The organism is Rhodobacteraceae bacterium IMCC1335, from assembly GCA_039640495.1.
Classification (GTDB): domain Bacteria; phylum Pseudomonadota; class Alphaproteobacteria; order Rhodobacterales; family Rhodobacteraceae; genus Thalassovivens.
Genome location: CP046864.1, coordinates 141647 through 164616, shown reverse-complemented (window position 1 = coordinate 164616; position 22970 = coordinate 141647). Strand labels below are relative to the sequence as shown.

The window sequence follows — 22970 nt, the reverse complement described above, 5'->3', positions numbered from 1 at the left end:
CCAAATTCCCTTGGGTCATATCCAATCAAAGAAAACCAAAACTCAGCAAAAGATTTTTCAAAATTGGTTTAATTGTAAAAAATTCTTCCTATGAGAAAAGAGTAAGGATAGGTGGTTTCTCTAGGGTTGAATAATTCCCCCTGATCTTGTGCAAGATATCAGCAAAATTGCTGAATTATTATTCGAAACAGCTGATTTAACTTGGTCTTTGTTTCAATATTCTTGTCTGTTTATCAAATCGAACAATTAGAATGTTGTCACAACCTGCGACTTGCTGAATACTGTTGTGAAACCAAAGTCGTAAAGCGGCAAAACCAATTTATATAACCATTCCAGCTTTGGCCCAATTTAAAACCATGGTGCGAGGAAAAATCTGTGACTGAAACGCCTAAAGACCAAGAAACAGAATTGAAAGACCTGAAGAAGGAACTTTCACGGCTACGCTTAGAAGCCAATTTGCGTAAGTCACTGGCAACCCAGTTGGAAAAACAAAAAAAGGTTGCCGAAGACGCAAAGGCTGAGGCGCAGTTAAAAACCCAGCAAATGGAAGACGTATCGGGGCAATTGGCAAAATACCTGTCGCCCCAAATTTATGAATCGATCTTTAGCGGCAAACAGAATGTTGAGGTAAAAAGCTACCGTAAAAAAATCACTGTATTTTTCTCTGATATTGTAAATTTTACGGCCATTTCTGACAAATTGGAATCCGAAGAGCTTACCGCGTTATTAAATTTCTATTTAAACGAAATGTCGCAGATCGCGCTAAAACATGGCGCAACAATTGATAAATATATCGGTGATGCGATCATGATTTTCTTTGGCGATCCGGAAAGCTTCGGAATTGAGGAAGATGCCCGAAGATGTGTAGCGATGGCGGTTGAAATGCAACAACGAATGGCCGAATTATGGGGTTATTGGAGCAAACATTTCGGCTTAAAAAAAGATTTAGAAATCCGCGTTGGGATCAATACCGGATATTGCACCGTGGGCAATTTCGGCAGTGAAGACCGGCTTGATTATACCGTGGTGGGCGCTGCAGTTAATTTGGCCTCGCGTTTGGAAAGCGCTGCAACGCCATCAGGAATATTGGTCTCTGAGGAAACCTATTTTCAAGTGAAAGACTATTTTAGCTTTGACGCCCCCCAACAGCTTGAATTGAAAGGGTTAGAGCGCGGTGTGATCGCCTATGAGGTTGATATTAGTGATATGTCCCGTGCTGAAACAAAGAATTTTGAAGGTGAGAATTTTCAGTTAAAGCTTACAAAACATCCGCTGGATCTGGAAGAATTGGAAGCCCTTAAAAAGATCATTGATGAACTTTCAGAACCGCAACCGGAAGAAAATATTGCCTAAATTTTCACGATAGCGGGCATATGTCGCAAAGGCTGGTGACAAACAGCCAAATGCACCGGCGCTTGCCCCATAACATAACTCTGTAGGGTGATATGGACACGCAGGAAAAAACCGTTTTATTTTCGGATATTGTTGGCTTCTCGCGGCTGGTTGAGAGGGATGAACACCGCGTCATCACGCGCCAACAAACCCTACATACCAAGCTGCTTCATCCGCTTTTAACCCGCCATAACGGACGCTTGATTAAAACCACCGGGGATGGGTTTTTATGCCTTTTTGAGGCTGCTCAGGATGGGTTTGATTTTGCAACCGCGTTGTTAAGCGGCGTGAAAGCCTTTTGCGATGAAGATCCCAATAGCGATATTTTCGTGTATCGGATTGGCCTGCATCATGGGCCAGTTATAGAATTGGAAGGGGATGTTTTCGGATCGACCGTCAATATCGCCTCGCGGTTAGAAAGTATTTCAAAACCGGGATCTATCTGCACCTCTGAGCATTGCCTGAGCAAAATGTCAGCGCAGGCGCAACAGGCCTTTGATGCCCAAGGTCTTCAACGGCTTAAAAATATAGACCGTCCGATCGCATGCTTCATGAGCGCGCCAGATTTTAATCCCAGCCATCCGAGCATCGCAATTTTGGGAAAACAGCTCCATCAGCAAATCAGCTATTGTACAAGTGCCGATGGCTGCGCAATTGCCATGGCCAGTTTGGGGCAGGGCCCGGTGCTTTTAAAATCGCCAAATTTTGTAACGCATCTGGATGCAGATTGGCGCAGCCCGTTATGGCGCCATATTTTCGAAAACCTCTCTTCTGAGCATCAATTGCTGCGCTTTGATCAACGCGGTAATGGGCTGTCAGAGCGCCACCCGGAAACAATATCATTTGACGCGTTTGTGGATGATATCATGGCCGTCTCAAACACCATTCAAGATGAAAAATGCGTGCTCTTTGGCGTTTCGCAAGGCTGCGCCTCGGCGATTGAATTTGCCTATCGCCATCCCGAGCGCGTCAAGGGTTTAATTTTCTTAGGCGGGTTCGCGCAAGGCGCCAATAAGCGATCATCCGCCAATCCGTCGCAAACTGACTTGGAAATTCAAATGATTCAAACCGGGTGGGACTCTGATATCCCAGCCTTCCGGCAGTTTTTTGCAAATACTATGATTCCCGATTCGAACCAGGCAGAAAAAGATTCGTTTGATCAATTGATGCAACTGAGCACCAGCGCAGAAAAAGCGGCCGCAATCTCGCGCGTGAATGCAGAAATTGATGTGACCAACCGCTTAGGCCAGATCACCCTGCCAACATTGATCATGCATAGCCGCGGCGATCAACGCGTGCCGATGGATCAATCCCAGATAATGGCAGATAAAATGCCCAATGCCCGCTTTGTGCCGCTTGATTCAAAAAACCATCTTATTTTGGAACAAGATGCGGGGTGGCCAGTGTTTCAACAAGAAGTGTCCAAGTTTTTAGCGGCTTTGTAACGGGGTTTGACAGCCAGCTGGCTCGGGTGGCAAAGATCCAAGCTCAATGCTGCAGATCATAAATCCGCTCTGGCGTTGCTCATTTGGAAGGCTTATTAAGCCAGTACGATTATAATGCCCCTAAGGCCGCAAGCGTTTCCAATGATACGGGCTGACGACTAGAAAGAAGGAAAGTTCATATGATTCTTGTGGGTGGAGAGAACCTGATTGACTTTGTACAAACCGACGCGCCGGATGGGGCGGCTTTGTACCAGGCCATTCCAGGCGGTTCCTGTTACAACTGCGCGATAGCGACAGCCCGCCAAGGCCAAGATGTAACCTATATGACGCCCGTTTCAGAAGATGCTTTAGGGGCAATGCTGGCAGCGCGCCTGGCACAGGATAATATTGCCTTGGCCGCACAGCGCGTGTCGCAACCAACATCGCTGGCGGTGGTATCGCTTGCAGATGGCATTCCAAGCTATCAATTCTACCGCGAGGGCACAGCGGAACGCCAGATATCTTATCAGCAATTGATCGAGACTTGCCCCGCCAAGGCAACGGCGTTTCATATTGGCTCTTTGGCCTTGATCACCGGTGCGGACGCCCAAGCCTGGGAGGCGTTTTTTGAAAGCTGCGCTGAAAAAGGCATGATGACCTGCCTAGATCCCAATGCGAGGCCGGGATTGATTGCCAATAAAGCGGAATATGTAGAGCGCGTGTTGCGGCTATTGGGCTCGGCAACACTGGTCAAGCTGAGCGATGAAGATCTGGCCTATCTGCTTCCAGAGCTGCCTTTGCTTGAGGCATTTGAAAAAATCCGCGCGCTGAGCAATGCCGCATTGCTGGTGCTGACAATGGGCCAAGAGGGCGCGATCGGCGCCACCGCGCAGCACAAAATTACGGTGCCTGCGCGCCTAGCATCCCCACTGGCCGATACGGTGGGGGCGGGCGACACTTTTATGGGCACTTTAATCGCGCAGATCACCAAAAATGGCTGGGACACGCATAAGGCGCTTTCGTCCTTAAGCTCTGAGAATGTGCAAAGCCTGTTAGAAATCGCCGCAACAGCGGCGGCGCTGAACTGCGAACGCGCGGGATGTAACCCACCCTATCTAGAAGAGCTTCACCTCTAAAGCTGCGCAAAAAACGCTGCGGAATTTTGCAAATATATTCTTAACACAATACCCAAAATTGATAATATGGCATGGCAGATGTAACGGCGCGTCGGCGGCTCAACCCCTCCCCATGCCTTTAGCCAGAGCAGACCCGCAAAACCCGAGGAAACAAGCTGATGAGCGATACAAAACCCAAAGCCCTGTTGGAACAAGCCGGAAGGGATATGGCGGGGGCCGTCTCAGTGCGGCTGTGCAGTCTTGGCATTGAACTGGGGCTTTTTAAAGATTTGCACGAACACGGGCGCTCTACCTCAGCGCAACTGGCAACGCGCCTGCAGTTAAACGAACGTTATGTTCGCGAATGGCTGCACGGGATCGTGCTCAGCGGCTATGTGATGTTCGATAAAACCACGCGCGAAGCTTGGCTAAGCCCAGATCAAGCACAGCTATTGGTGGAAGAAGGCGGCCGCTTTGCCCAATATGGCGCCTTTAAATTGCTGAACAGCGCGTTATTGCCCTATGAGAAGCTGCGCGAGGCCTTCAAATCTGGTGGCGGCGTCGGGTTTGAAGATTATCCGCCAGCGCTTTGGCAGGCGCTGGATCACACGGGCTGCGCGCGCTATCGTAATTTCTTGGTAAAAGATTGGTTGCCCCATATCCCAGCGTTGACGCAGCGCTTAAAAAAAGGCGCCAGATTTGCCGATTTTGGCTGCGGTACGGGCAGGTCCACGATTGAGTTGGCGAAGCTATTTCCCGAGTCAGAGTTTATTGGCTATGATGCATTCTTGCCAAATATAGAACAGGCCAGCCTCAACGCAAAAGAGGCTGGCGTTGACAGTAATATCACGTTTCAACATTGGAACATGGAAGAAGGCAGCCCGGGCCAATATGATATTGTGGCCACATTTGATTTAATTCACGATCTGCCCAACCCTGCGCTTGGCTTGAAAACCCTCAAACAGTCTATGGCCAAGGATGGAATGTTTTTGCTGATGGATATCGAAGCCACAGAAGATCCGGTTGATAATTCAGGCCCGTATGGCGTGTTTAAATTGGGCATCAGTCTGCATTTTTGTATGACCACTTCGATGTGGCAGGGCGGCGAGGGTATGGGAACGGTAGGTCTATCCGATTCTGTGTTGCGCAATCTCTGCGCCGAGGCCGGATTTTCTGAAGTGCGGAAAATTGATATCAAGCATCCACTCAATTCTTTATACCTCATCACTTAAAAAACAAGGGGCTGAGCCAGTACTCCGCATAGGCTACTAAAGCACAATTCTGCACCCCAGCGACGACCCGCGCAGCAGATCCAGCCGAAAGCTTGCGCGCCAAAACCGCCCATACCCAGATAAAAGCTTGCGCTGCATAAAATTAAGGCATTTCTTCCCATATCTGCACAAAACCGCAGATGATCATGCATGAGCCATGATTTTTCTGCATAGCAGCAATTCAAAATAAACATTTCTGCAGTGCAGAAAAATATGTTAGAAAATAGTCACGGTCTACCTCCTCCCAGATCGTAAAAACCGAAAATATATCCTCCCAGATTATTCGGTATATCGAGACGCTAGAAATAGCGTCTCTTTTTTTTGGCGAGGCGCTATATATCAAGGATATGCTGTGCGTTAACCCCATATACGAGGGCACAGGCAATCGCCTCTAGGCGCAAGAAACCCTTGCGATGCCACCTGATTTAACGATTAATGCTCAGAGAAAATTTCAGGTAAGAGGTTGACATGCAGCAAAACGAAAAAGTTGGATTTATCGGCGTGGGCCTGATGGGCCATGGCATGGCCAAAAATATTTTACGCGCGGGATATCCTTTAACCGTAATAGCGCATAAAAACCGCGCGCCGGTTGAAAATCTAATGTCGCTGGGCGCGCATGAAGCCGGCAGCTTAAAAGAGCTGGCCAAAAGCTCAACACTGGTGTTCATCTGTGCCCCAGGCTCGCCTCAGGTCGAACAAATTATCGCCGAACTCACCCCTTATCTTTCACAAAACGCCGTTATCATCGATTGCTCAACATCCGACCCCACCTCCACCCAAAAACTGGCGGAAAATTTGAAATCAAAGCGCATTCATATGGTGGATGCCCCGTTAGGGGGCACGCCAGTGCAAGCAGAAGAGGGCGCGCTGTCTGCGATGGTGGGCGCGGATAAGTCGGTTTTTGCGCGGATCAAACCAGTCATCGAAAGCTGGGCCGCAACGCTCGTACATATCGGCGTGGTTGGCGATGGCCACCGTATGAAATTGCTGAATAATTTTCTATCGCTGGGCTATGCCGCCATGTATTCTGAAGCTCTGGCCTTAGGGGCTAAAGTGGGAATTGATGCCAAGCGCTTTGACAGCGTGATCCGCGGCAGCCGGATGGATTGTGGGTTTTATCAAACCTTTATGGGCTACGCGCTGGATGGCAATCGCGAGGCCCATAAATTCACCATGACCAACGCGCTCAAAGATCTGCGCTATCTCGAAAGCATGGCCAATCAGGCGGGCATTGCAAATCCAATTGGAAATGCCGCGAAAAGCAGTTTTGCGCGCGCCATGGCCGCGGGTGGCGATGGCCCAGAGGATTACGTGCCCCATTTGGTAGATTTTGTAGCGCGGGAAAACGGGCTAAAAACGCGCTAAATGCACCATCATTTCGGCGCAGCCATTGCCTGGCTCAGCGGCGCGCCGATAGCTTTTGCGAGGCAGGCGGCACTTGTCGTTTAAATTCACGTATCGCCACAAAAACCCCCGAGGCAATGATTAAAAAGATCCCGAAAGCCGAACTTAAGCCCGGCACTTCCTGCCAAAATATATAACCCCATAAAACGGCCAAAATAATCGTAGAATATTCAAAAGGGGCCACCAAACCAGCGCTGCTGCTGCGATAGGCTTGGCTGATAAGATAGCCACCAGACGCGCTGAAAAACCCCGCAGCTACGAATAATACAACATCTCTGCCGCTAGGCCATGCCCATGCGCGCAAAATAAACTCAGCCGAAGGATGGCCCAACCCCTCAAATCTTCCATCTCCAAACATCACCCCCATCCCAAGGCACACGACAATAAAGACCAATTGGATATAAAGCGACATGGTTATGGGCGATTCTGCCAGCCCCATCGATCGGGTGATCGTGTGCAAGGTGGCATAGGCAACAGCGGATAAAAGCGGCAAAATCACTGCCCATTGAAACGCTGCACTGCCGGGCTTTACGATGATCAAAACACCGAGCAAGCCGACCAAAAGTGCCGTCCAGCGCCAGACACCTACATATTCTCCCAAAAAAAATGCCGAAAATCCGGTAATTAACAGCGGTGCGATAAAGAAAATCGCAGAGGCCTCCGCCAATGGCAAGGCAGCCAAGCCTGCAAAAAATGCAAAATTTGCCACCACCACGCTTAGCCCGCGCAAGATATGGCGCAACAGGCGGCGGGTTGAAAACATGGTTTTTAAGGGCACTCCTCGCCCGAAAAGGAACAGAATGAATGCCATTCCAAAAAGCGAACGGAATAAAATAACTTCATGAAGCGGTAAGCTATCGGTAAAATATTTTACCGTAATATCGTTTAAGGAAAACGCCAAAGACGCACCCATCACGCATAGAATGCTTAACTTTGCCTGATCTGACACCAGTGCTTGCGACATAACGGGCCTTCCTCTTCATATCCCTAGCCTTGCACTATCCGAGCAAGGCCCCCCGCTGCAGCTTCATTTGCGACAAGAGATGACGGGCCAAGCGGATCAACGCAGGTTTTACGGCTTCCGGCCCGCATGGTTCAGCGCCCCCACGGTTAGCCAACTGGCCAAGATCAAAGGCAGCGCCAAACCAAAGGAATAGCGAATGCCGAAATTTTCCGCCACAAAGCCCAATAAAGGCGGCGCCAAAAGAAACGTTACAAACGAGAATTGCGCCAAAGCCGCTACATTTTCTGAGGATGGGCGATCGCCTCTTTGCGCCGCCGCCGAGATCGCCAGAGGGAAAATGACTGCGGTTCCCGCACCCAAAAATACAAACCCGATCAGGGCCAAAGTGGAATTGGGCGTAAACGACACCACGCCGGCGCCCAAAGCCAGCGCAATCAAAGACACCCGCGCCACCCGCTCGGCGCCATGGCGATCCACAACGGGATCAGCAAAAAAACGGATGATAAATTGCCCCAAAGCTCCCAATGTCAGCGCTAGGCCGTTTACAAACGCGCTTTCCTCAAAAACATCGCGCATATAAATGACCGACCAATCAATCAAAGCCCCTTCGAGCAGCATGGCGGATAATGTAAAAGCAACCAAAATCATGATCCCACGGGTTGGACGGGCCAATTTTGGCGGGCCATCATGATCGGCGCCGCGGATCGGCGCTGGCTGATACCCTGCCAAAAACAACAGCGTTAACGCAACCGAAACAAGCCCCGTCAAGCTTAAATGCAGGGCCGCAGGCACGCCCAGCTGCGCTACGAACGCGCCCAGCAAACCCGTGGCAAAAAACCCTAAACTCCAAAAAGCATGCGACCGGTTCATGATCCGCCGACCCGCCAGCGCCTCGACTCGGTCGGCTTCGACATTCACCGCAACCTCCACAACGCCAATCGCCAAACCCGCCATAAAAAACCATCCGAAGAAAACATAAGGGTTGGTGGCCAAACCGGCCAGAGCTTCGCCAATGCCCATCAACAGCATGCCAAAGAACATTACTTTTCGAAATCCCAGCCGCGACAACACTGAACTGGCCATCAATAATGAGACTTGCACCCCTAGCGCGGCGCCGGTAACCGAAAGCCCAAGCGCCGCCGGGCCAATGCCCATTTGTAATTGCAAATCCCCAAGCCGCGGGAAAATAGCCCCTAAACTAAACGCATAGATAAAAAACGAAAAATAGACATTCCATACCAAAGGCAGGCGGAATTTTATTCCCATAAGACATCCTGTTTATGAAAAACCCAATTTGGGCGCGACGTCACAGCAGTTGAGCGATTTTTTCTGAGTTTACAAGCCTTAAACTTATTTTCCCCAGTCGTGATGCGTTGCGTATACCGGCTTTCCCAACCTTAAAACCTGCAGCAGGAAAACTACAGGAAACAATCGCTCCAAACGCTAATGCCCGATGCCCGACCAGATTTTATTGCGGGTACATTCTGTGTGAAACTGATCACCAAAATAATTCACAGCTGTCATTTGCCTTAAATCGCTATTGGCAATTTTTCGACTCATTTTGAGTGATTGACGCAGCATAGCCCCGCGCAAAGCGGGCGTATGCATATGCCCATGTGCCTGCATTTGGGCCACAATCATCTCGTCAATTGCGGTTTCTTCTTGACCCTCTATCAGCATTTCAGCCCCACGCACCACCACAGCGCGGATATCCGTGCAAAGATGAAACGCCTGCGCCGAAGACGCCCAAAGAAACAGATTGAACATAATCAAGATAGGTTTGAGCATGCTGGCCCCCAATACGTCACCAGACAGTGTTGGCGCGTTGTGCGGGATTAATCAAGCCTCTCGGCCCGTTTCATGGCATTTCGCGAAAGGTTTCAACGCCTTTTGCAAAGATCTGCGCAAAATATCGACCGCCTCAACCAGAGTTTTTTAGGCACGCAAAAACCATCATCCAGATATTAAAATATCATCCTGCGCAGAAAACATACTGGCATATAGCCCCGCTTTGGCCATCAAATCGGCATGAGTGCCTTGTTCAACCAATTTGCCGGCCTCAAGCACGTAAATATGGTCTGCATCAACCACGCTCGAAAATTTATGCGCCACAACAATGGTGGTTTTACCGGCCTGAAGATCCTTGAAACTGGCATTAACTTTTTGTTCTGTCAGCGCGTCAAGCGCCGATGTTGCCTCATCCAAAAGCAGGATCGGCGCCGGTTTTAAAAAGGCCCGCGCGATCGCGATCCGCTGCTTTTGACCCCCCGAAAGCAGGCTGCCTTTCGGGCCCACGGGCTGATCGCCGCGTTCAACCATCAAATCATCAATGCGCGCCAGCTTTGCCGCCGCACGCACCGCCTCTGGGCTGGCTGTAGGATCTGCGTAGTGAATGTTTTCTGCGATGCTTTTGTTAAAAATAACCACATCCTGCGCCACGATTGAAAATTTCTCGCGCACCGATTTTAACGTGAATTGTTTAATGTCCTGTCCATTAAACAGAACCGCACCGCTATTCAAATCATAGAGCCGCGCCATCAAACTGAGCAACGTGGTTTTTCCCGAACCGGTCGAGCCGACAATGGCGGTTTTTTGCCCCGCTTTAAACTGCAGGCTAATACCATCAAATAATTTATGATCAGCCTCATAAGAAAACCCGATATCATCCAAAGTGATATCGATCCGCATATCGGTAAAATCTGATACAGTGCCTTCGTCTGAAACATCGGGCTGCGTTTGCAACACCCCGCGCACCGAGGCAAGCAAGATCAAACTGGTTTGCAATTTTGTGAAAAATTGCGACAGGCGCCGTGCGGGATCAAAAACGATCACCAAACCCAACAGGAAGGCGATAATCGACGCCCCGTCTAAGGCCGAGGCCTCTGAAAGCGCCAGATAGCCGCCACCGCCAATCACCACCATATATACAATTGCTGAGGATAAATCGATCGAAGGCAGAACAAGCGCCTGCGCCATATGAAGGTTGACCGCTAATTTTTTGATATTGCCCGATTCAGAAATCATCCGATCAACCTCAGCCGCTTCTTGCCCAGTCATTTTAATCGTGCGCATACCCCCAGACATTTCTTCAATTGTATTCATGTAACTGCCCAGCGCCTGCTCAGATTGCGCCTGAATGCGTTTGATGGTTTCAGACACCATCCGCATCAGCAAAAAAATGATCGGCAAAAGAAGCAGCGCAACGCCAAAAAGCAACGCCGATTTATAAATCAAATACCCTGAAATGATCACAATCGTGGCCACATCGCGTACCGCTTCCACCGTGGTGCGGCCAACGAATTGGCTCAACGCTTCCACTTGATTGACAAAGCGAAGAATAAGATCCGAAGAATTGGTGCGATCAAAAAACCTTTGATCCATATAAAGAACATGGCGGATCAGATCTGAACGCAGCTCTAAAACAGCGCCACTGGCCAGACGCACGGATAAAGTGGGCACCACAAAAGAAACCAAGGCGCGAACCGTAAAAATCAAAAACACCATCAAGCAAATCCACAGCAGATCTATGATGTCGCCCTGCTCAAAAATCACCCGTAATCCGGTTTCGGTGATGGCCAAAAACTTTTGCAGCACGAAGCCTTCCAAAAGCACCAACGCCAATATCAAGCCCAGCCATGGGGTTTTTCTTTTAAGATATCGGCGCCAAAACCAAGCAATATTTGATTTGTCTTTTTCCGAAAAAAATTTCGAAGCCATAAGGTTTCTGCCCATTCCCTGCGCCAGTGTCCCAGAAGATATGGAGAGCATGGCCCTTTTTTGCAACATAGATGCCGCGCATCAAACGATGCGCCGCTTATATGTGAAACATGATAAAAAACAATCGCCTTTCCATATAGCGCGGGCCGCTTGCAACATGGCGCAGCTTAGAACTGCACCATAATCTACCCTAAACGGCCGAAAAACGTCATCCGCGCGGCTTCAGACAGCGCAATTCCCGGCTTGGAATTATACGCCAAAACCACCAAAATGCGATCCCGCGCGCCTTGCGTTGGGGTAACCCGGTGCATCGCGTTGCGTCCACGAAACAGCACCAACGTGCCAGGCTCAACTGAAAGCGCCTCAGGTTGGCGCTTACCCTCAACAACCGCTTGCACGCCAGAAAAATTCATATCGCCTTTTTCTGCATCGCGCAGATCGCGCAGATATTCAAATTCACCGCCTGCCAAAGGGGCCTGCAACAGCAGGGTGATGGCAAATTCAGAATTGTCAAAATGCCAATTCAATTCTTGGCCTTCGCCCGCGTAATGCACATTGATCGAAGATAACGGATCGGCATATTCAAACAGCGCCTGCTCTCCCACCAATTGGGCGATAAAGCTGCGAAACATGTCCGAATTGTAAAGGCAATGCAGGCCCGACCCTGCAGGCACTTGATCCGTGGTGATGCAGCCTTTTGACGAGCTAACTTGACGGTTAAAAATATGATCTGTGGGCAGGCTAGGATCTTTGGGCGTTAAGTAAACATTATGCGTTGATGCGGTGAAAAATGCATGCTTGCGCTCCTGCTGCGCTTCTTTCACCAAATCTATCACCGCTTCGGGGCGCAAAAAGCCTTTCAAGGTTAGCACCCCCTCGCGATCAAAAGCAGCCCGACAGCGTTCAAGCAAAGCATGATCGCGCAAAGGATAGGCGCTCAGGTCAACAACATCAGACAGGGTGGGCATCAACAATCTCTCTGCAAAGGATTTTGCGCGAAACCCTAGGAGCTTGCGCAAAATCTGACAAGCCCTGAACCGGCAGCGCCGAAAACGATACGTGGTTTGAACCTACAAAAGCGGCCTTGCCTTTCACGCCTGCGCCATGAATTTACGCTGTAGATTTGCCCAAATAGGTTAGGAATTTATCGGCAGACTCGCAGAAGTTGGCTGTTATAAACGCCTTCAAGATTGCTTTTTGCGTTGGTAAATGCATGTGTGAAGCATGACAACGTTAGAGTTTAGCCATAATAGCGGCCTTGTCGTCGTGTCTTTTCTGATTGCTTTGGTTGCGGGTTTCACCGGCCTAACGCTTACCAAAGACCTGTCTCAAAAGTCTTTTTCGCAGCGTAAAATTGCGGTATCGCTCGCCTCCGTGGCTTTGGGAGGCGGAATTTGGTCGATGCATTTTGTGGCCATGTTGGGCCTGCAAATGCCCATTTTATTTTACTATGATGCCGCAATCACGCTGGCATCTGCGCTTTTGGCAATTTTGATAGTGGGCGTTGCTTTGGGGCTTTTGCATTTTTTCGAACGCCGCCCAAAAATTCTTATTCTTTCTGGCAGCCTTGTTGGATTTGGCATTTTAACCATGCATTATCTGGGCATGGCCGGTCTGCAATTATGCCGCCCCGTTTATACGGTTCAAGGTATCTCACTTGCATTTTTATCCGCCATAAGCCTTTGCGTTACGGCGATCTGGATCGCCTATGAACAGCGCTCGAACCGAAATATATTGCTGGGGACGGTTTGTTTCGGTTTGGCGGTTTTTGCGGTTCATTTCGTGGCCATCTGGGGCACGCGCTTTGTCGAAGCTCCGGCTTTTAATGAGCTAGGCCCAAGCATTACAAACGAGGTGCTGGCGTTGATCGTAATCTGCTCAAGTTTCCTCATTTTAGGAGCGTTTCTATGGACAGGTGTGACGTTTCTGTTGCCACAACCTACCCAAATGCCAAACCCAAGCGCAGCAAGCGCGGCGCCCGTCTCGTCGGGGGCGCCGGATCCAACGCCAGCGCCCAGCCCCAAGCCGGCTTTGGGCCCTGCCGCATCCGCCGCGTCGCGGGCACAACGAATCCCCTGCGAGAGCAACGGCACCACCTTGTTTATCGCGCCCGCTGACGTGGCCTTTATCCGGGCTGAAGGGCATTATACGCATGTGTATAAAAACAATGGAGAGCGGCATTTTTGCGTTTGGCCTATCACCGAAGCCACCAAACGCTTAGCCCAATACAGTTTTCTCACAACCCATCGCAGCTATCTGATCAACAGCGCCAAAGTGCAGCATTTTGAACGCCTCAAAGACACAGGCCTGTGCCGGTTTGAAAACCCTAAACTGCCGCCCGTCCCCGTCAGCCGATCGAATCTCAAACGGGTTAAAGAAACCCTCGGGCTTTAGCAAAAAAGCGCAATTCGTGCAGATCATTCGCAACTGGTGAAAAATTCCGCGGCGTTAATGTATTAGAGCATGTGCGAAAAACCACTTTCACTGACGCTTTTCGCAATGAATGCTTTTAGGGGAGAAAAAGCAGTGATACCAGCACCATTCAGCTATCATCGGCCCAGCGCTTTGACAGATGCCATCGCCATTCTATCAGAGCACGGCGACGATGCGCGGGTTATGGCCGGCGGCCACAGCCTAATTCCGATGATGAAACTGCGCATGGCGGATATTCCGCACCTGATCGATTTACAAGACATCCCTAATTTGTCTGACATCTCCGTTGAGGGACCGCGGGTCAGAATGGGGGCGATGGTCACCCAAGCGCAAGTGATTGCGGATCAAGGCTTGGCAAGTGCAGCGCCTCTGCTGAAAGAAGCCGCGCTTCAAATCGCAGATCCACAAGTGCGCTACATGGGCACGGTCGGGGGTAATGTGGCCAATGGCGATCCGGCAAATGATATGCCCGGTCTTATGCAATGCCTTGATGCCTCATTCACTTTGGCTGGGCCCAATGGCACGCGCTCGGTGACGGCCCGCACGTTTTACGAAGCGGCCTATATGACGGCCCGCGAAGATGATGAAGTTTTGATAGAAATCTCATTTGACGCGCATGCGGCAGGATATGCCTATGAAAAGCAAAAGCGCAAAATCGGTGATTACGCCACGGCCGCCTCGGCGGTATTGCTTTCCAAAGACGGGGGCAACTGCAGCAGCGCTTCGATCGCAATGACCAATCTCAGCGATACGCCGATCTTCTCAGAGGCGGCCGGTGCTGCCTTAATCGGAACCCAACTCGATGACGCGGCGATTAAGCAAGCTGTTACCGCGGCGCTGGGTGATATCGATCCAACCGAAGATAACCGTGGCCCCGTTGCGTTTAAAATGCACGTGGCTGGCGTTATCCTGACCCGCGCGATCCAGCGCGCTTGGTCCCGGGCTTGAAAGGAATAAAACATGACAGATAAACTACATATCAAACTAACCGTGAACGGCCAGGAAGAAGAGTTTCTCGCCGAGCCGCGCGAATTGCTGATTTATACATTGCGCGAACGGTTGAACATCACGGGCCCACATATCGGTTGTGAAACATCGCATTGCGGCGCGTGCACCATTACCATGGATGGCAAATCGGTCAAAGCCTGTACGGTTTTTATCGGCCAAGCCAATGGCGCAGACGTGACCACGATCGAAGGTATGGGCGGCCCCGATGCGCTTCACCCGCTGCAAAGCGCGTTCAAAGAGCATCATGGTTTGCAATGTGGCTATTGCACGCCGGGAATGATCACCCGTGCGGCAAAACTGCTTGAGGAAAACCCATCCCCAACCGAAGAAGAGATACGCTTTGGAATGTCGGGAAACCTGTGCCGCTGCACCGGTTATCAAAATATCGTCAAATCCATTCTCGCCGCTGCGGCTGAGATGAACGCCACGAAGGAGGCTGCAGAATGAATGATATGACTCCAGACCGCGAAGAGCGCAAATCAAGCCTCAAAGGCATGGGATCCTCGCGTAAACGCGTTGAAGATGCGCGCTTCACCCAAGGCAAAGGCAATTATGTCGATGACATCAAACTTGACGGGATGCTGTCGGGAGATTTTGTACGCTCACCCTATGCGCATGCCCGCGTGGTGGATATAAACACCGAAGCCGCTTTGAAAGTGCCCGGCGTGTTGGCGGTGCTGACAGCCAAAGATCTTGAACCTTTGGGCCTGCATTGGATGCCCACTTTGGCCGGCGATAAGCAAATGGTCCTGGCCGATGGTAAAGTGTTGTTTCAAGGCCAGGAAGTGGCGTTTGTCATCGCCAAAGACCGTTTTGCAGCCGCGGATGGAATCGAAGCGGTCGAGGTTGAATATGAAGAACTGCCGGTTCTGACAGATCCGTTTGAAGCGCTGAAGTCAGACGTTGTTTTGCGCGAAGATCTTGATCCAAAAGCCGATGGCGCGCATGGACCGCGCAAGCATCACAACCATATCTTCACATGGGAAGCTGGTGAAAAAGACGCAACCGAACAGGTGCTGGCCGAAGCCGATGTGGTGGCTGAGGAAATGATCTATTATCATCGTACCCATCCTTGCCCCTTGGAAACCTGCGGCTGCGTGGCCTCAATGGATAAGGTCAATGGCAAGCTGACGCTTTGGGGCACGTTTCAAGCGCCGCATGCGATCCGCACCGTAGTCTCGCTGATTTCGGGCATTGAAGAGCATAATATTCGCGTGATCTCGCCCGATATCGGAGGCGGGTTTGGCAATAAAGTTGGTGCTTATGCTGGCTATGTCTGCTCAGTTGTGGCCTCCATCGTCACTGGCCAGCCAGTGAAATGGATCGAAGATCGGATGGACAATCTGATGACCACGGCTTTTGCCCGTGATTATTGGATGCAAGGGAAGATTTCGGCCACCAAAGACGGCAAGATCACCGGGCTCTGGTGTCATACAACAGCCGATCACGGAGGGTTTGACGCCTGCGCAGATCCCACCAAATTTCCAGCCGGCTTCATGAATATTTGCACAGGGTCTTACGATATCCCCACCGCCTATCTGGTAGTCGATGGTGTCTACACGAACAAAGCCCCTGGCGGCGTGGCCTATCGCTGTTCCTTCCGCGTCACGGAAGCGGCTTATTTCATCGAACGCATGGTCGAGGTTTTGGCAATTGAGCTGAACATGGATGCAGCCGAATTGCGCCGGATCAACTTTATCAAAAAGGATCAATTTCCGTATAATTCAGCGCTGGGCTGGGAATATGATTCCGGCGATTATCACACGGCTTGGGACAAAGCGTTGAAAGCCGTGAACTATGACGATCTGCGCAAAGAGCAAAGCGAGCGCGTGGCCGCGTTCCAGCGCGGTGAAACCCGCAAATTATTGGGAATTGGCTTGACCCATTTCACCGAGATTGTCGGGGCCGGACCCGTCAAAAACTGCGATATTTTGGGGCTGGGCATGTTTGACAGCTGCGAAATTCGCATTCATCCCACGGGATCCGCCATCGCGCGGCTTGGCACCATCAGTCAGGGGCAGGGCCATGCTACAACATTTGCCCAAATTCTGGCCACAGAAATCGGCCTACCGGCAGACTCGATCACCATCGAAGAGGGCGATACCGATACGGCCCCCTACGGGCTTGGCACCTATGGCTCGCGCTCAACGCCGGTGGCCGGCGCCGCCACCGCAATGGCGGGGCGTAAGATTCGCGCCAAAGCGCAGATGATTGCAGCCTATCTGCTGGAAGTGCATGATGATGACGTTGAATTTGACGTGGATCGCTTTGTGGTTAAGGGCGCGCCTGAGCGTTTCAAAACCATGAAAGACATTGCGTTTGCCAGCTATAATCAGGCGATACCGGGGCTTGAACCGGGCCTAGAGGCGGTCAGCTACTATGATCCGCCCAATATGACCTACCCGTTTGGCGCCTATATCTGCGTGATGGAATTAGATGTGGATACAGGCGAGCATGAAATCCGGCAATTTTATGCGCTGGATGATTGCGGCACGCGGATCAACCCGATGATTATTGAGGGCCAAGTGCATGGCGGTTTAACCGAAGCGCTGGCGATCGCGATGGGCCAAGAAATCGCCTATGATGAGATGGGCAATGTGAAAACTGGAACCTTGATGGATTTCTTCCTGCCAACGGCTTGGGAAACGCCCCATTACACCACCGATCATACAACCACGCCCTCGCCACATCATCCGATCGGAGCCAAAGGTGTCGGTGAAAGCCCGAATGTGGGGGGCGTTCCGGCCTTTTCAAACGCTGTGCATGATGCCTTCCGCGCCTTTGGATTGCGGCAGGCGCATATGCCCCACGATCATTGGCGGGTTTGGAAGATCGCAAACGATTTAGGCTTGCATGACTAAGCAAAGCACGGGCGGATCTTTTCCGCCCGCTTTCGAGGATGGCAGAAATGAGCTTTAGCGCAGTGCAAACCGCGATGGCCGAGGTAGGCTATATGGCATCGGATGATTTGGCTGTCGCCTTGCATTTGGCGATCTCGCTGCAACGGCCGATCCTGTTAGAAGGGGCCGCTGGCGTTGGCAAAACCGAAGTGGCGCGGGTGTTGGCAACGGTGCAAAATACTAAACTCATCCGCTTACAATGCTATGAAGGTCTGGATGCTGCGCAGGCTATTTACGAATGGAATTACCAACGCCAACTTTTGGCGATCCGCAGCAGCGCCGAAGCAGGCGAAACCGGATCCACGGTTGAAAAGCGCATTTTTTCAGAAGAGTTCTTACTCGAACGCCCGCTTTTGGCCGCCATTCGCCAACCCCAAGCGCCGGTATTGCTGATCGATGAGATCGACCGCGCAGATGAAGAATTTGAAGCCTATCTTTTAGAAATTTTGGCGGATTTTCAAATCACCGTGCCAGAGCTCGGCACATTAAAAGCGGTGAGTAAACCCATTGTGGTTCTGACTGCAAATGGCACGCGCGATTTATCAGATGCGCTGCGCAGGCGTTGCCTTTACACCTATGTTGACTATCCAGATCGGGAAACCGAATTGGCCATTTTAAACAGCCGATGCCCCGATATACAAGCCAAGCTCGCGGAGCAAATCATCGGATTTGTGCAAAAACTGCGGGCAGAGGACTTGGAAAAAATCCCTGGAATTGCCGAAACGCTGGATTTTGCAGCAGCGCTGATGGGGCTGGGCATCGCCGATCTCACCGCGAACCCCGCGGCCTTGCAGGCCAGCTTGACCACGCTTTTAAAAACCCAAAGCGATCAAGCCCATATCACGCGTGAAGTGGCACAGCGGCTTGCCGGGCGCGCAGCATGAGCCGCGTAACCCGATTTGCTGGGCGCGATCCGGGCCCTGCCGCCAGAATGAGCGGATTTTTGGCCCATCTGCGGGAAAATGGCCTGCGCCTTGGCGTGGCGGAAACCGATTTGGCACTGGTCGGTCTCAGCCATGTCTCGGCGGCGCATATCCAAGAAACCCGCGCTGCCCTAAAGGCGATCTGCACCGGATGCAAAGAAGATGCAGCGCGGTTTGACGATCTTTTCGCCGCCTATTGGTTGAATACTGGGCGGGTTAAACCAAAAGTTATCTCCGCTCAGAAACCTTCGCACGCTGATCAAATGTCATCTTCGCGCCGCGCCGCGGGCACCGATCAAGGGGCATCTGGCGCCCCCGACACCCCAGAGACCGGCGAAAACGAGGCAGAAAGCGATGGGGTGGGGCGTTTAATCGCCAGCAAAACCAATAATCTAAAACGCGCCGATTTACGCGCTTTGATCCAACCAAGCGATCTTGCAAAGGCCCAAGAACTGGCCGAGAAACTGGGCACCGCCTTGAAAGACCGCCGCGCGCGCCGCCGCCGCGCGGCGCAAAAAGGGGCTCAATTGCATTTTCGCAAAATTATCCGTCAAAGCCTTGCAACGGGCGGCGAGCCAATCCGGCTTGCCCGAAAAAACCGCCCCGAACGCAGCTTAAAAATATCTGCACTCTGCGATGTCTCTGGCTCGATGACGGTATATGCAAAAGTGTTTCTTGCGTTTTTACTAGGTTTGATGCGCAACGACCCCACCACCGATGCCTATTTATTTCACACCCGCTTGATCCGGATCAGCGAAGCCATGCGCGACAAAGACGCGTTTCGCGCCTTAACGCGGATGTCGCTGATGGCAGACGGGTTTGGAGGCGGCTCAAAAATCGGCGAAAGTTTGGATTATTATGCCCGTAATTATGCAAAAAAATTCGTCAACGGGCGCACCGTGGTGCTTATTTTATCCGATGGGTACGATACGGGCCCAGCGCATCAATTGGCGGGTGCGCTGGCGCAGCTCAAAAAGCGTGGCTGTAAAATCATTTGGTTGAATCCGCTGAAAAGCTGGCAAGATTATCAGCCAATTGCCAAGGGCATGGCGGCCGCAATGCCTTATCTTGATGGATTCAAATCTGCCGGATCACTGGCTGAGCTTGCCACTTTAGAACCGGAGCTGGCCCGCCTATGATGCCCAAAGAATTGCTCGATGATGATATGTCCGAGGCGATTGACGGGTTGCGTACGCGCCAAGAAGCCTTTGCGCTGGCCACGATTATCCGCACCGCCGGAGCCACAGCGGCCAAGCCGGGTGCCAAAGCTATACTGGATGCGCAGGGTCAGATTGTTTTTGGTTGGATCGGGGGGGGCTGCGCCCGCAGCGCGGTTACAAAAGGCGTCTTGCGCGCCATTCACGAAAACACTCCGCAGCTGGTTTCGATCACCCCCGAAGACCTGCTGTCAGAAAAGGGATTGAGCAATGGAGACGAAAGCGAGGGCATTCGCTTTGCGCGCAATGGCTGCCCTTCAAAAGGCACGATTGATATTTTTATCGAGCCCTGCTTGCCGCGCCCAGAGCTTATTGTTTTTGGCGCCTCGCCGGTGGCGATGGCCCTTACCGCGCTGGCCCCTCAATTTGATTGGTCGGTTTCAGGCAACGCGCGATCTGATGGGTTCGCCATATCGCCATCGACAAAACGCCATGCGATTGTGATCGCCACGCAAGGTCAAGGCGATTTGCAAGCGCTGCGCGCCTCATTACGCGCAAGCAAAGGGTTCGTAGCCTTTGTTGGCAGCCGCAAAAAATACCAGACGCTCGCGATAAAACTGATCGAAAGCGGATTGCCAGAAGAGCGGGTGCGCGCCGTGCAAGCACCGGCGGGCTTGGATATTGGCGCGGTTACCCCCGAAGAAATTGCGTTGTCCATCTTGGCCGGATTGACGAAATTGCGGCGCAAAACCTTCCGAGGAGAGGCCCAAAATGCCTAGTGGCAAAACGTTGCGTTTGAGATGTCTTGTTTATGCGCAAGATCTCTGCCAGACATCTGCGCATCATATCTGGAAAGTGCGGTTCATATGAAAATCATTTTAAAGTTTATGCGGCGGCGCATACAGCGCCTATCGCTGACAGCGAAGCAAGCTGACGCATTGGCGCGCCTCAAATTCCCCTGCTGCTAACGAAGGAACCCCCATGGAACTGAACGACGAAATCGAAATCAATGCCCCGATAAGCACTGTTTATGCGGCGCTGAATGATCCTGAAATTTTGCAGCAATGTATTCCGGGCTGCGAAGAGCTGATCAAACATTCCGACACCAATTTAGAGGCCAAAGTGGTTTTGAAAGTTGGCCCGGTAAAGGCGCGCTTCAGCGGTGAGGTTGTTCTTGACCAAACCGGGGCACCGGACAAGTTTTCGTTAAGCGGCAAAGGCAATGGCGGTGCAGCCGGGCATGCCAAAGGCAGCGCCGATGTGACTTTGCGCGCCGAGGGGGATAAAACCATCCTTGCTTACGCGGCCAAAGCCGATATCGGCGGCAAACTGGCGCAATTGGGCAACCGGTTGGTGCAAAGCACAGCGAAAAAACTGGCGGGTAAATTTTTCACCAGGTTTTCCGAAATTTTAGATGCGCCAGAGCAAACGTAATCCCACGTATCACCCGGTGAGACCCTGAATTGCGAAACTGGCGGGCCGAGCCCTTTTGGAACGCGTAAGCCAAAATCGTTGCCCTTATGGAAATTACGCTATTTCTCAAGCGTCAGCAGACCGAGAAGGGCAGAGCGATACGCTTTTGGCCGCGCAGCAAAACGGTTGAGGCAATGGCTTGTTTAAAGGCCTTTATTTCCTTTTGAAACCGCCATCTCAACCCGGGCCGAGCGGCAATCCAAAGCGCTTAAGATAGCGCTCTCGCAAGGCTTGAGAGGTATGTTTTGGCCAATGGTTTTGCAACAGAATGCGCGCCTGCCGGGCCGCGCGGCTGCCCATATCCAGCTTATCGCTGGCGTGCCACTCTTCAATCAATCCACGATCCGCAACGTCAGGATATAAGAAATCACTGCGCATGCGCGCATAGGTTTCGGGCCGGCCCAAGAAATGCCCTTCGCCGGCGACAACATCCGCGATCGCGGCTAAGGCAAGGGTCTCCTCTGAAATTTCGGGCAGAATATTGGCGCGCAAAATAGCGCCAAGCATATCATTATCCGCAACCATGGCAGCAAAGCTCACGCCCATCAAGGCGGCTTGCGCCCCCGCTGCCTGCGTGATCAAATTGGCCCCGCTTTGCATCGCAGATTGAATCGTCATGGCTTTTTCATATCCGGATTGAAAATCAGCCAGCTTGCTATCGGTTGCCCCCGCAATCACCGAGCATGGGATCTGCCACGCGCGCAAGGCTTGCGCGGCCATCGCGGTTGCCATTGATTGTTCCCCCGCCCCGCCAGCCATGCCGCCGCTGCGCAAATCGATAATCATCGGGCGCGGCCCCGCGATTCTAGGCGCTTGTGGGTCTAACGCATGCACAAAGGCCAAACCCGCCAACACTTCTGCCAAGGTCTGCGCAACCGATCCCGCCAATGTGACCGCGCTAGACGCGCCCAATTGACCAAAAACATTACAATGCACCGGAATGCCCGCCTTCACTGCCGCATGCATAACGGCGATGCTTTGCGCATGCATGCGCAATGGGGGTACCGCATGATTTATATTCAAGGACAAAAACGGCCTCTCCCGGAACGCGGCTTCCCCTCCGGCAATCTCATAACACAGCTCGGCAATTTTGGGCACATGCGCGGCCTCACTGGCTGCAACCATCACATGCTTCGAGGTGCCAAAAACCGAAGCAACCGCGGTTCCTAGATCAAATTCCAGCGGATCTTCAATATCGCGCGCCACCACTGAGCGTGAAAAGAAATGGATATGATTGAGCGTATCGGACAATCGGGCGGCAGAAAATAAATCTGCCAATGTAGACGGGTGGTAGGTTTTGCTCTGATCATCCAAAACCGTCGGGGCTGCCCCCCCGGTTCCTGTATAAGACGCGCTTGCGCCCAGCCTAAGATCGTGCAGGGGGTTTTGTCCGGCCAGCAAGACCTGTTTTGGGCCCTCTTGCACAGCGGCCTCCAACAAATCGCGCGGATAAAAGAGCCGGTCGTTTTCACACCGTCCCCCTGCCTCGATGATAACATCGCAGAGCGTATCGGGCGCTTCAGACACGCCTATATCGGTTAAAATTTTAAAAACAGTTTGTTGAATTTTACTAAGGCTCTGATCTGAGAAAGGCGCCCAGGTTCCCCCCTGTGCAACCGTATTCGGTGCAGCAGCTGCCTGGTTAAAGGCCGCTGATGAGCGAGAGCGGCGGACCATCAGGCTGGCGCAGCCGGAGCATTAAACGAGCGATCCTTCGCCCATACAAAGATTTGAGGAAGATCCAACCAGCGCAGCAAAACACCATTAAAGTTTCGTGGCATCGGGCCCA

General features: G+C 51.7%; 19 protein-coding genes. 13 read left to right on the top strand and 6 right to left on the bottom strand.

The window, feature by feature from the left end:
- Positions 1–543 precede the first annotated feature (543 nt).
- From GN241_00750 to GN241_00730, 5 genes are all read left to right on the top strand, one after another.
- A complete protein-coding gene (locus GN241_00750) occupies positions 544–1353 on the top strand; it encodes an adenylate/guanylate cyclase domain-containing protein (GenBank protein ID XAT59129.1) in 810 nt (269 codons plus the stop codon).
- 92 nt (positions 1354–1445) lie between these two features.
- Entirely contained in the window at positions 1446–2837 is a 1392-nt protein-coding gene (locus GN241_00745; protein ID XAT56016.1) for an alpha/beta fold hydrolase, read from the top strand.
- A gap of 179 nt (positions 2838–3016) precedes the next feature.
- A complete protein-coding gene (locus tag GN241_00740; GenBank protein ID XAT56015.1) occupies positions 3017–3952 on the top strand; it encodes a carbohydrate kinase in 936 nt (311 codons plus the stop codon).
- Positions 3953–4110: 158 nt separating this feature from the next.
- Positions 4111–5163, top strand: a complete 1053-nt coding sequence (locus GN241_00735) for a methyltransferase domain-containing protein (protein ID XAT56014.1) — start codon at positions 4111–4113, stop codon at positions 5161–5163.
- Positions 5164–5670: 507 nt separating this feature from the next.
- Positions 5671–6567, top strand: coding sequence for an NAD-binding protein (locus GN241_00730; GenBank protein ID XAT56013.1), 897 nt, complete (start codon positions 5671–5673; stop codon positions 6565–6567).
- Positions 6568–6601: 34 nt separating this feature from the next.
- On the opposite strand, the gene GN241_00725 is transcribed toward GN241_00730, so the two are convergent.
- The 5 genes from GN241_00725 to GN241_00705 form a co-directional block, all read right to left on the bottom strand.
- A complete protein-coding gene (locus GN241_00725) occupies positions 6602–7570 on the bottom strand; it encodes an EamA family transporter (protein XAT56012.1) in 969 nt (322 codons plus the stop codon).
- 108 nt (positions 7571–7678) lie between these two features.
- Positions 7679–8836 carry an MFS transporter gene (locus GN241_00720; GenBank protein XAT56011.1) on the bottom strand — a complete coding sequence of 386 codons (1158 nt, stop codon included), beginning with the start codon at positions 8834–8836 and terminating at the stop codon, positions 7679–7681.
- A gap of 177 nt (positions 8837–9013) precedes the next feature.
- Entirely contained in the window at positions 9014–9358 is a 345-nt protein-coding gene (locus GN241_00715; protein ID XAT56010.1) for a hypothetical protein, read from the bottom strand.
- Positions 9359–9523: 165 nt separating this feature from the next.
- Entirely contained in the window at positions 9524–11287 is a 1764-nt protein-coding gene (locus tag GN241_00710) for an ATP-binding cassette domain-containing protein (protein XAT56009.1), read from the bottom strand.
- A 185-nt stretch (positions 11288–11472) separates the two neighbouring features.
- Positions 11473–12255 (bottom strand): 2OG-Fe(II) oxygenase, encoded by a 783-nt coding sequence (locus GN241_00705; GenBank protein ID XAT56008.1) that lies wholly within the window; start codon positions 12253–12255, stop codon positions 11473–11475.
- Positions 12256–12511: 256 nt separating this feature from the next.
- Here GN241_00705 and GN241_00700 point away from each other — a divergent pair, with 256 nt between their 5' ends.
- From GN241_00700 to GN241_00665, 8 genes are all read left to right on the top strand, one after another.
- The gene (locus GN241_00700; GenBank protein ID XAT56007.1) at positions 12512–13681 is read left to right on the top strand and encodes a carbon monoxide dehydrogenase; all 1170 of its coding nucleotides are present in this window, start codon (positions 12512–12514) and stop codon (positions 13679–13681) included.
- Positions 13682–13813: 132 nt separating this feature from the next.
- Positions 13814–14668: a xanthine dehydrogenase family protein subunit M gene (locus GN241_00695; GenBank protein XAT56006.1), complete on the top strand. Its 855-nt coding sequence runs from the start codon at positions 13814–13816 to the stop codon at positions 14666–14668.
- A gap of 12 nt (positions 14669–14680) precedes the next feature.
- Positions 14681–15175, top strand: a complete 495-nt coding sequence (locus tag GN241_00690; protein ID XAT56005.1) for a 2Fe-2S iron-sulfur cluster binding domain-containing protein — start codon at positions 14681–14683, stop codon at positions 15173–15175.
- The gene (locus GN241_00685) at positions 15172–17589 is read left to right on the top strand and encodes a carbon-monoxide dehydrogenase large subunit (protein XAT56004.1); all 2418 of its coding nucleotides are present in this window, start codon (positions 15172–15174) and stop codon (positions 17587–17589) included. Before GN241_00690 ends, GN241_00685 begins: the two co-directional genes overlap by 4 nt.
- A 47-nt stretch (positions 17590–17636) precedes the next feature.
- Entirely contained in the window at positions 17637–18512 is an 876-nt protein-coding gene (locus GN241_00680; protein XAT56003.1) for an AAA domain-containing protein, read from the top strand.
- Positions 18509–19690, top strand: coding sequence for a VWA domain-containing protein (locus GN241_00675; protein ID XAT56002.1), 1182 nt, complete (start codon positions 18509–18511; stop codon positions 19688–19690). Before GN241_00680 ends, GN241_00675 begins: the two co-directional genes overlap by 4 nt.
- Entirely contained in the window at positions 19687–20487 is an 801-nt protein-coding gene (locus GN241_00670) for an XdhC /CoxI family-like protein (protein XAT56001.1), read from the top strand. The genes GN241_00675 and GN241_00670 overlap by 4 nt, the downstream gene beginning before the upstream one ends.
- A gap of 202 nt (positions 20488–20689) precedes the next feature.
- Positions 20690–21142, top strand: a complete 453-nt coding sequence (locus GN241_00665; GenBank protein ID XAT56000.1) for a carbon monoxide dehydrogenase — start codon at positions 20690–20692, stop codon at positions 21140–21142.
- Positions 21143–21358: 216 nt separating this feature from the next.
- Here the strand turns inward: GN241_00665 and GN241_00660 are convergent, their stop codons facing one another.
- Positions 21359–22858, bottom strand: coding sequence for a trimethylamine methyltransferase (locus tag GN241_00660; GenBank protein ID XAT55999.1), 1500 nt, complete (start codon positions 22856–22858; stop codon positions 21359–21361).
- Between the last annotated feature and the right edge of the window lie 112 nt (positions 22859–22970).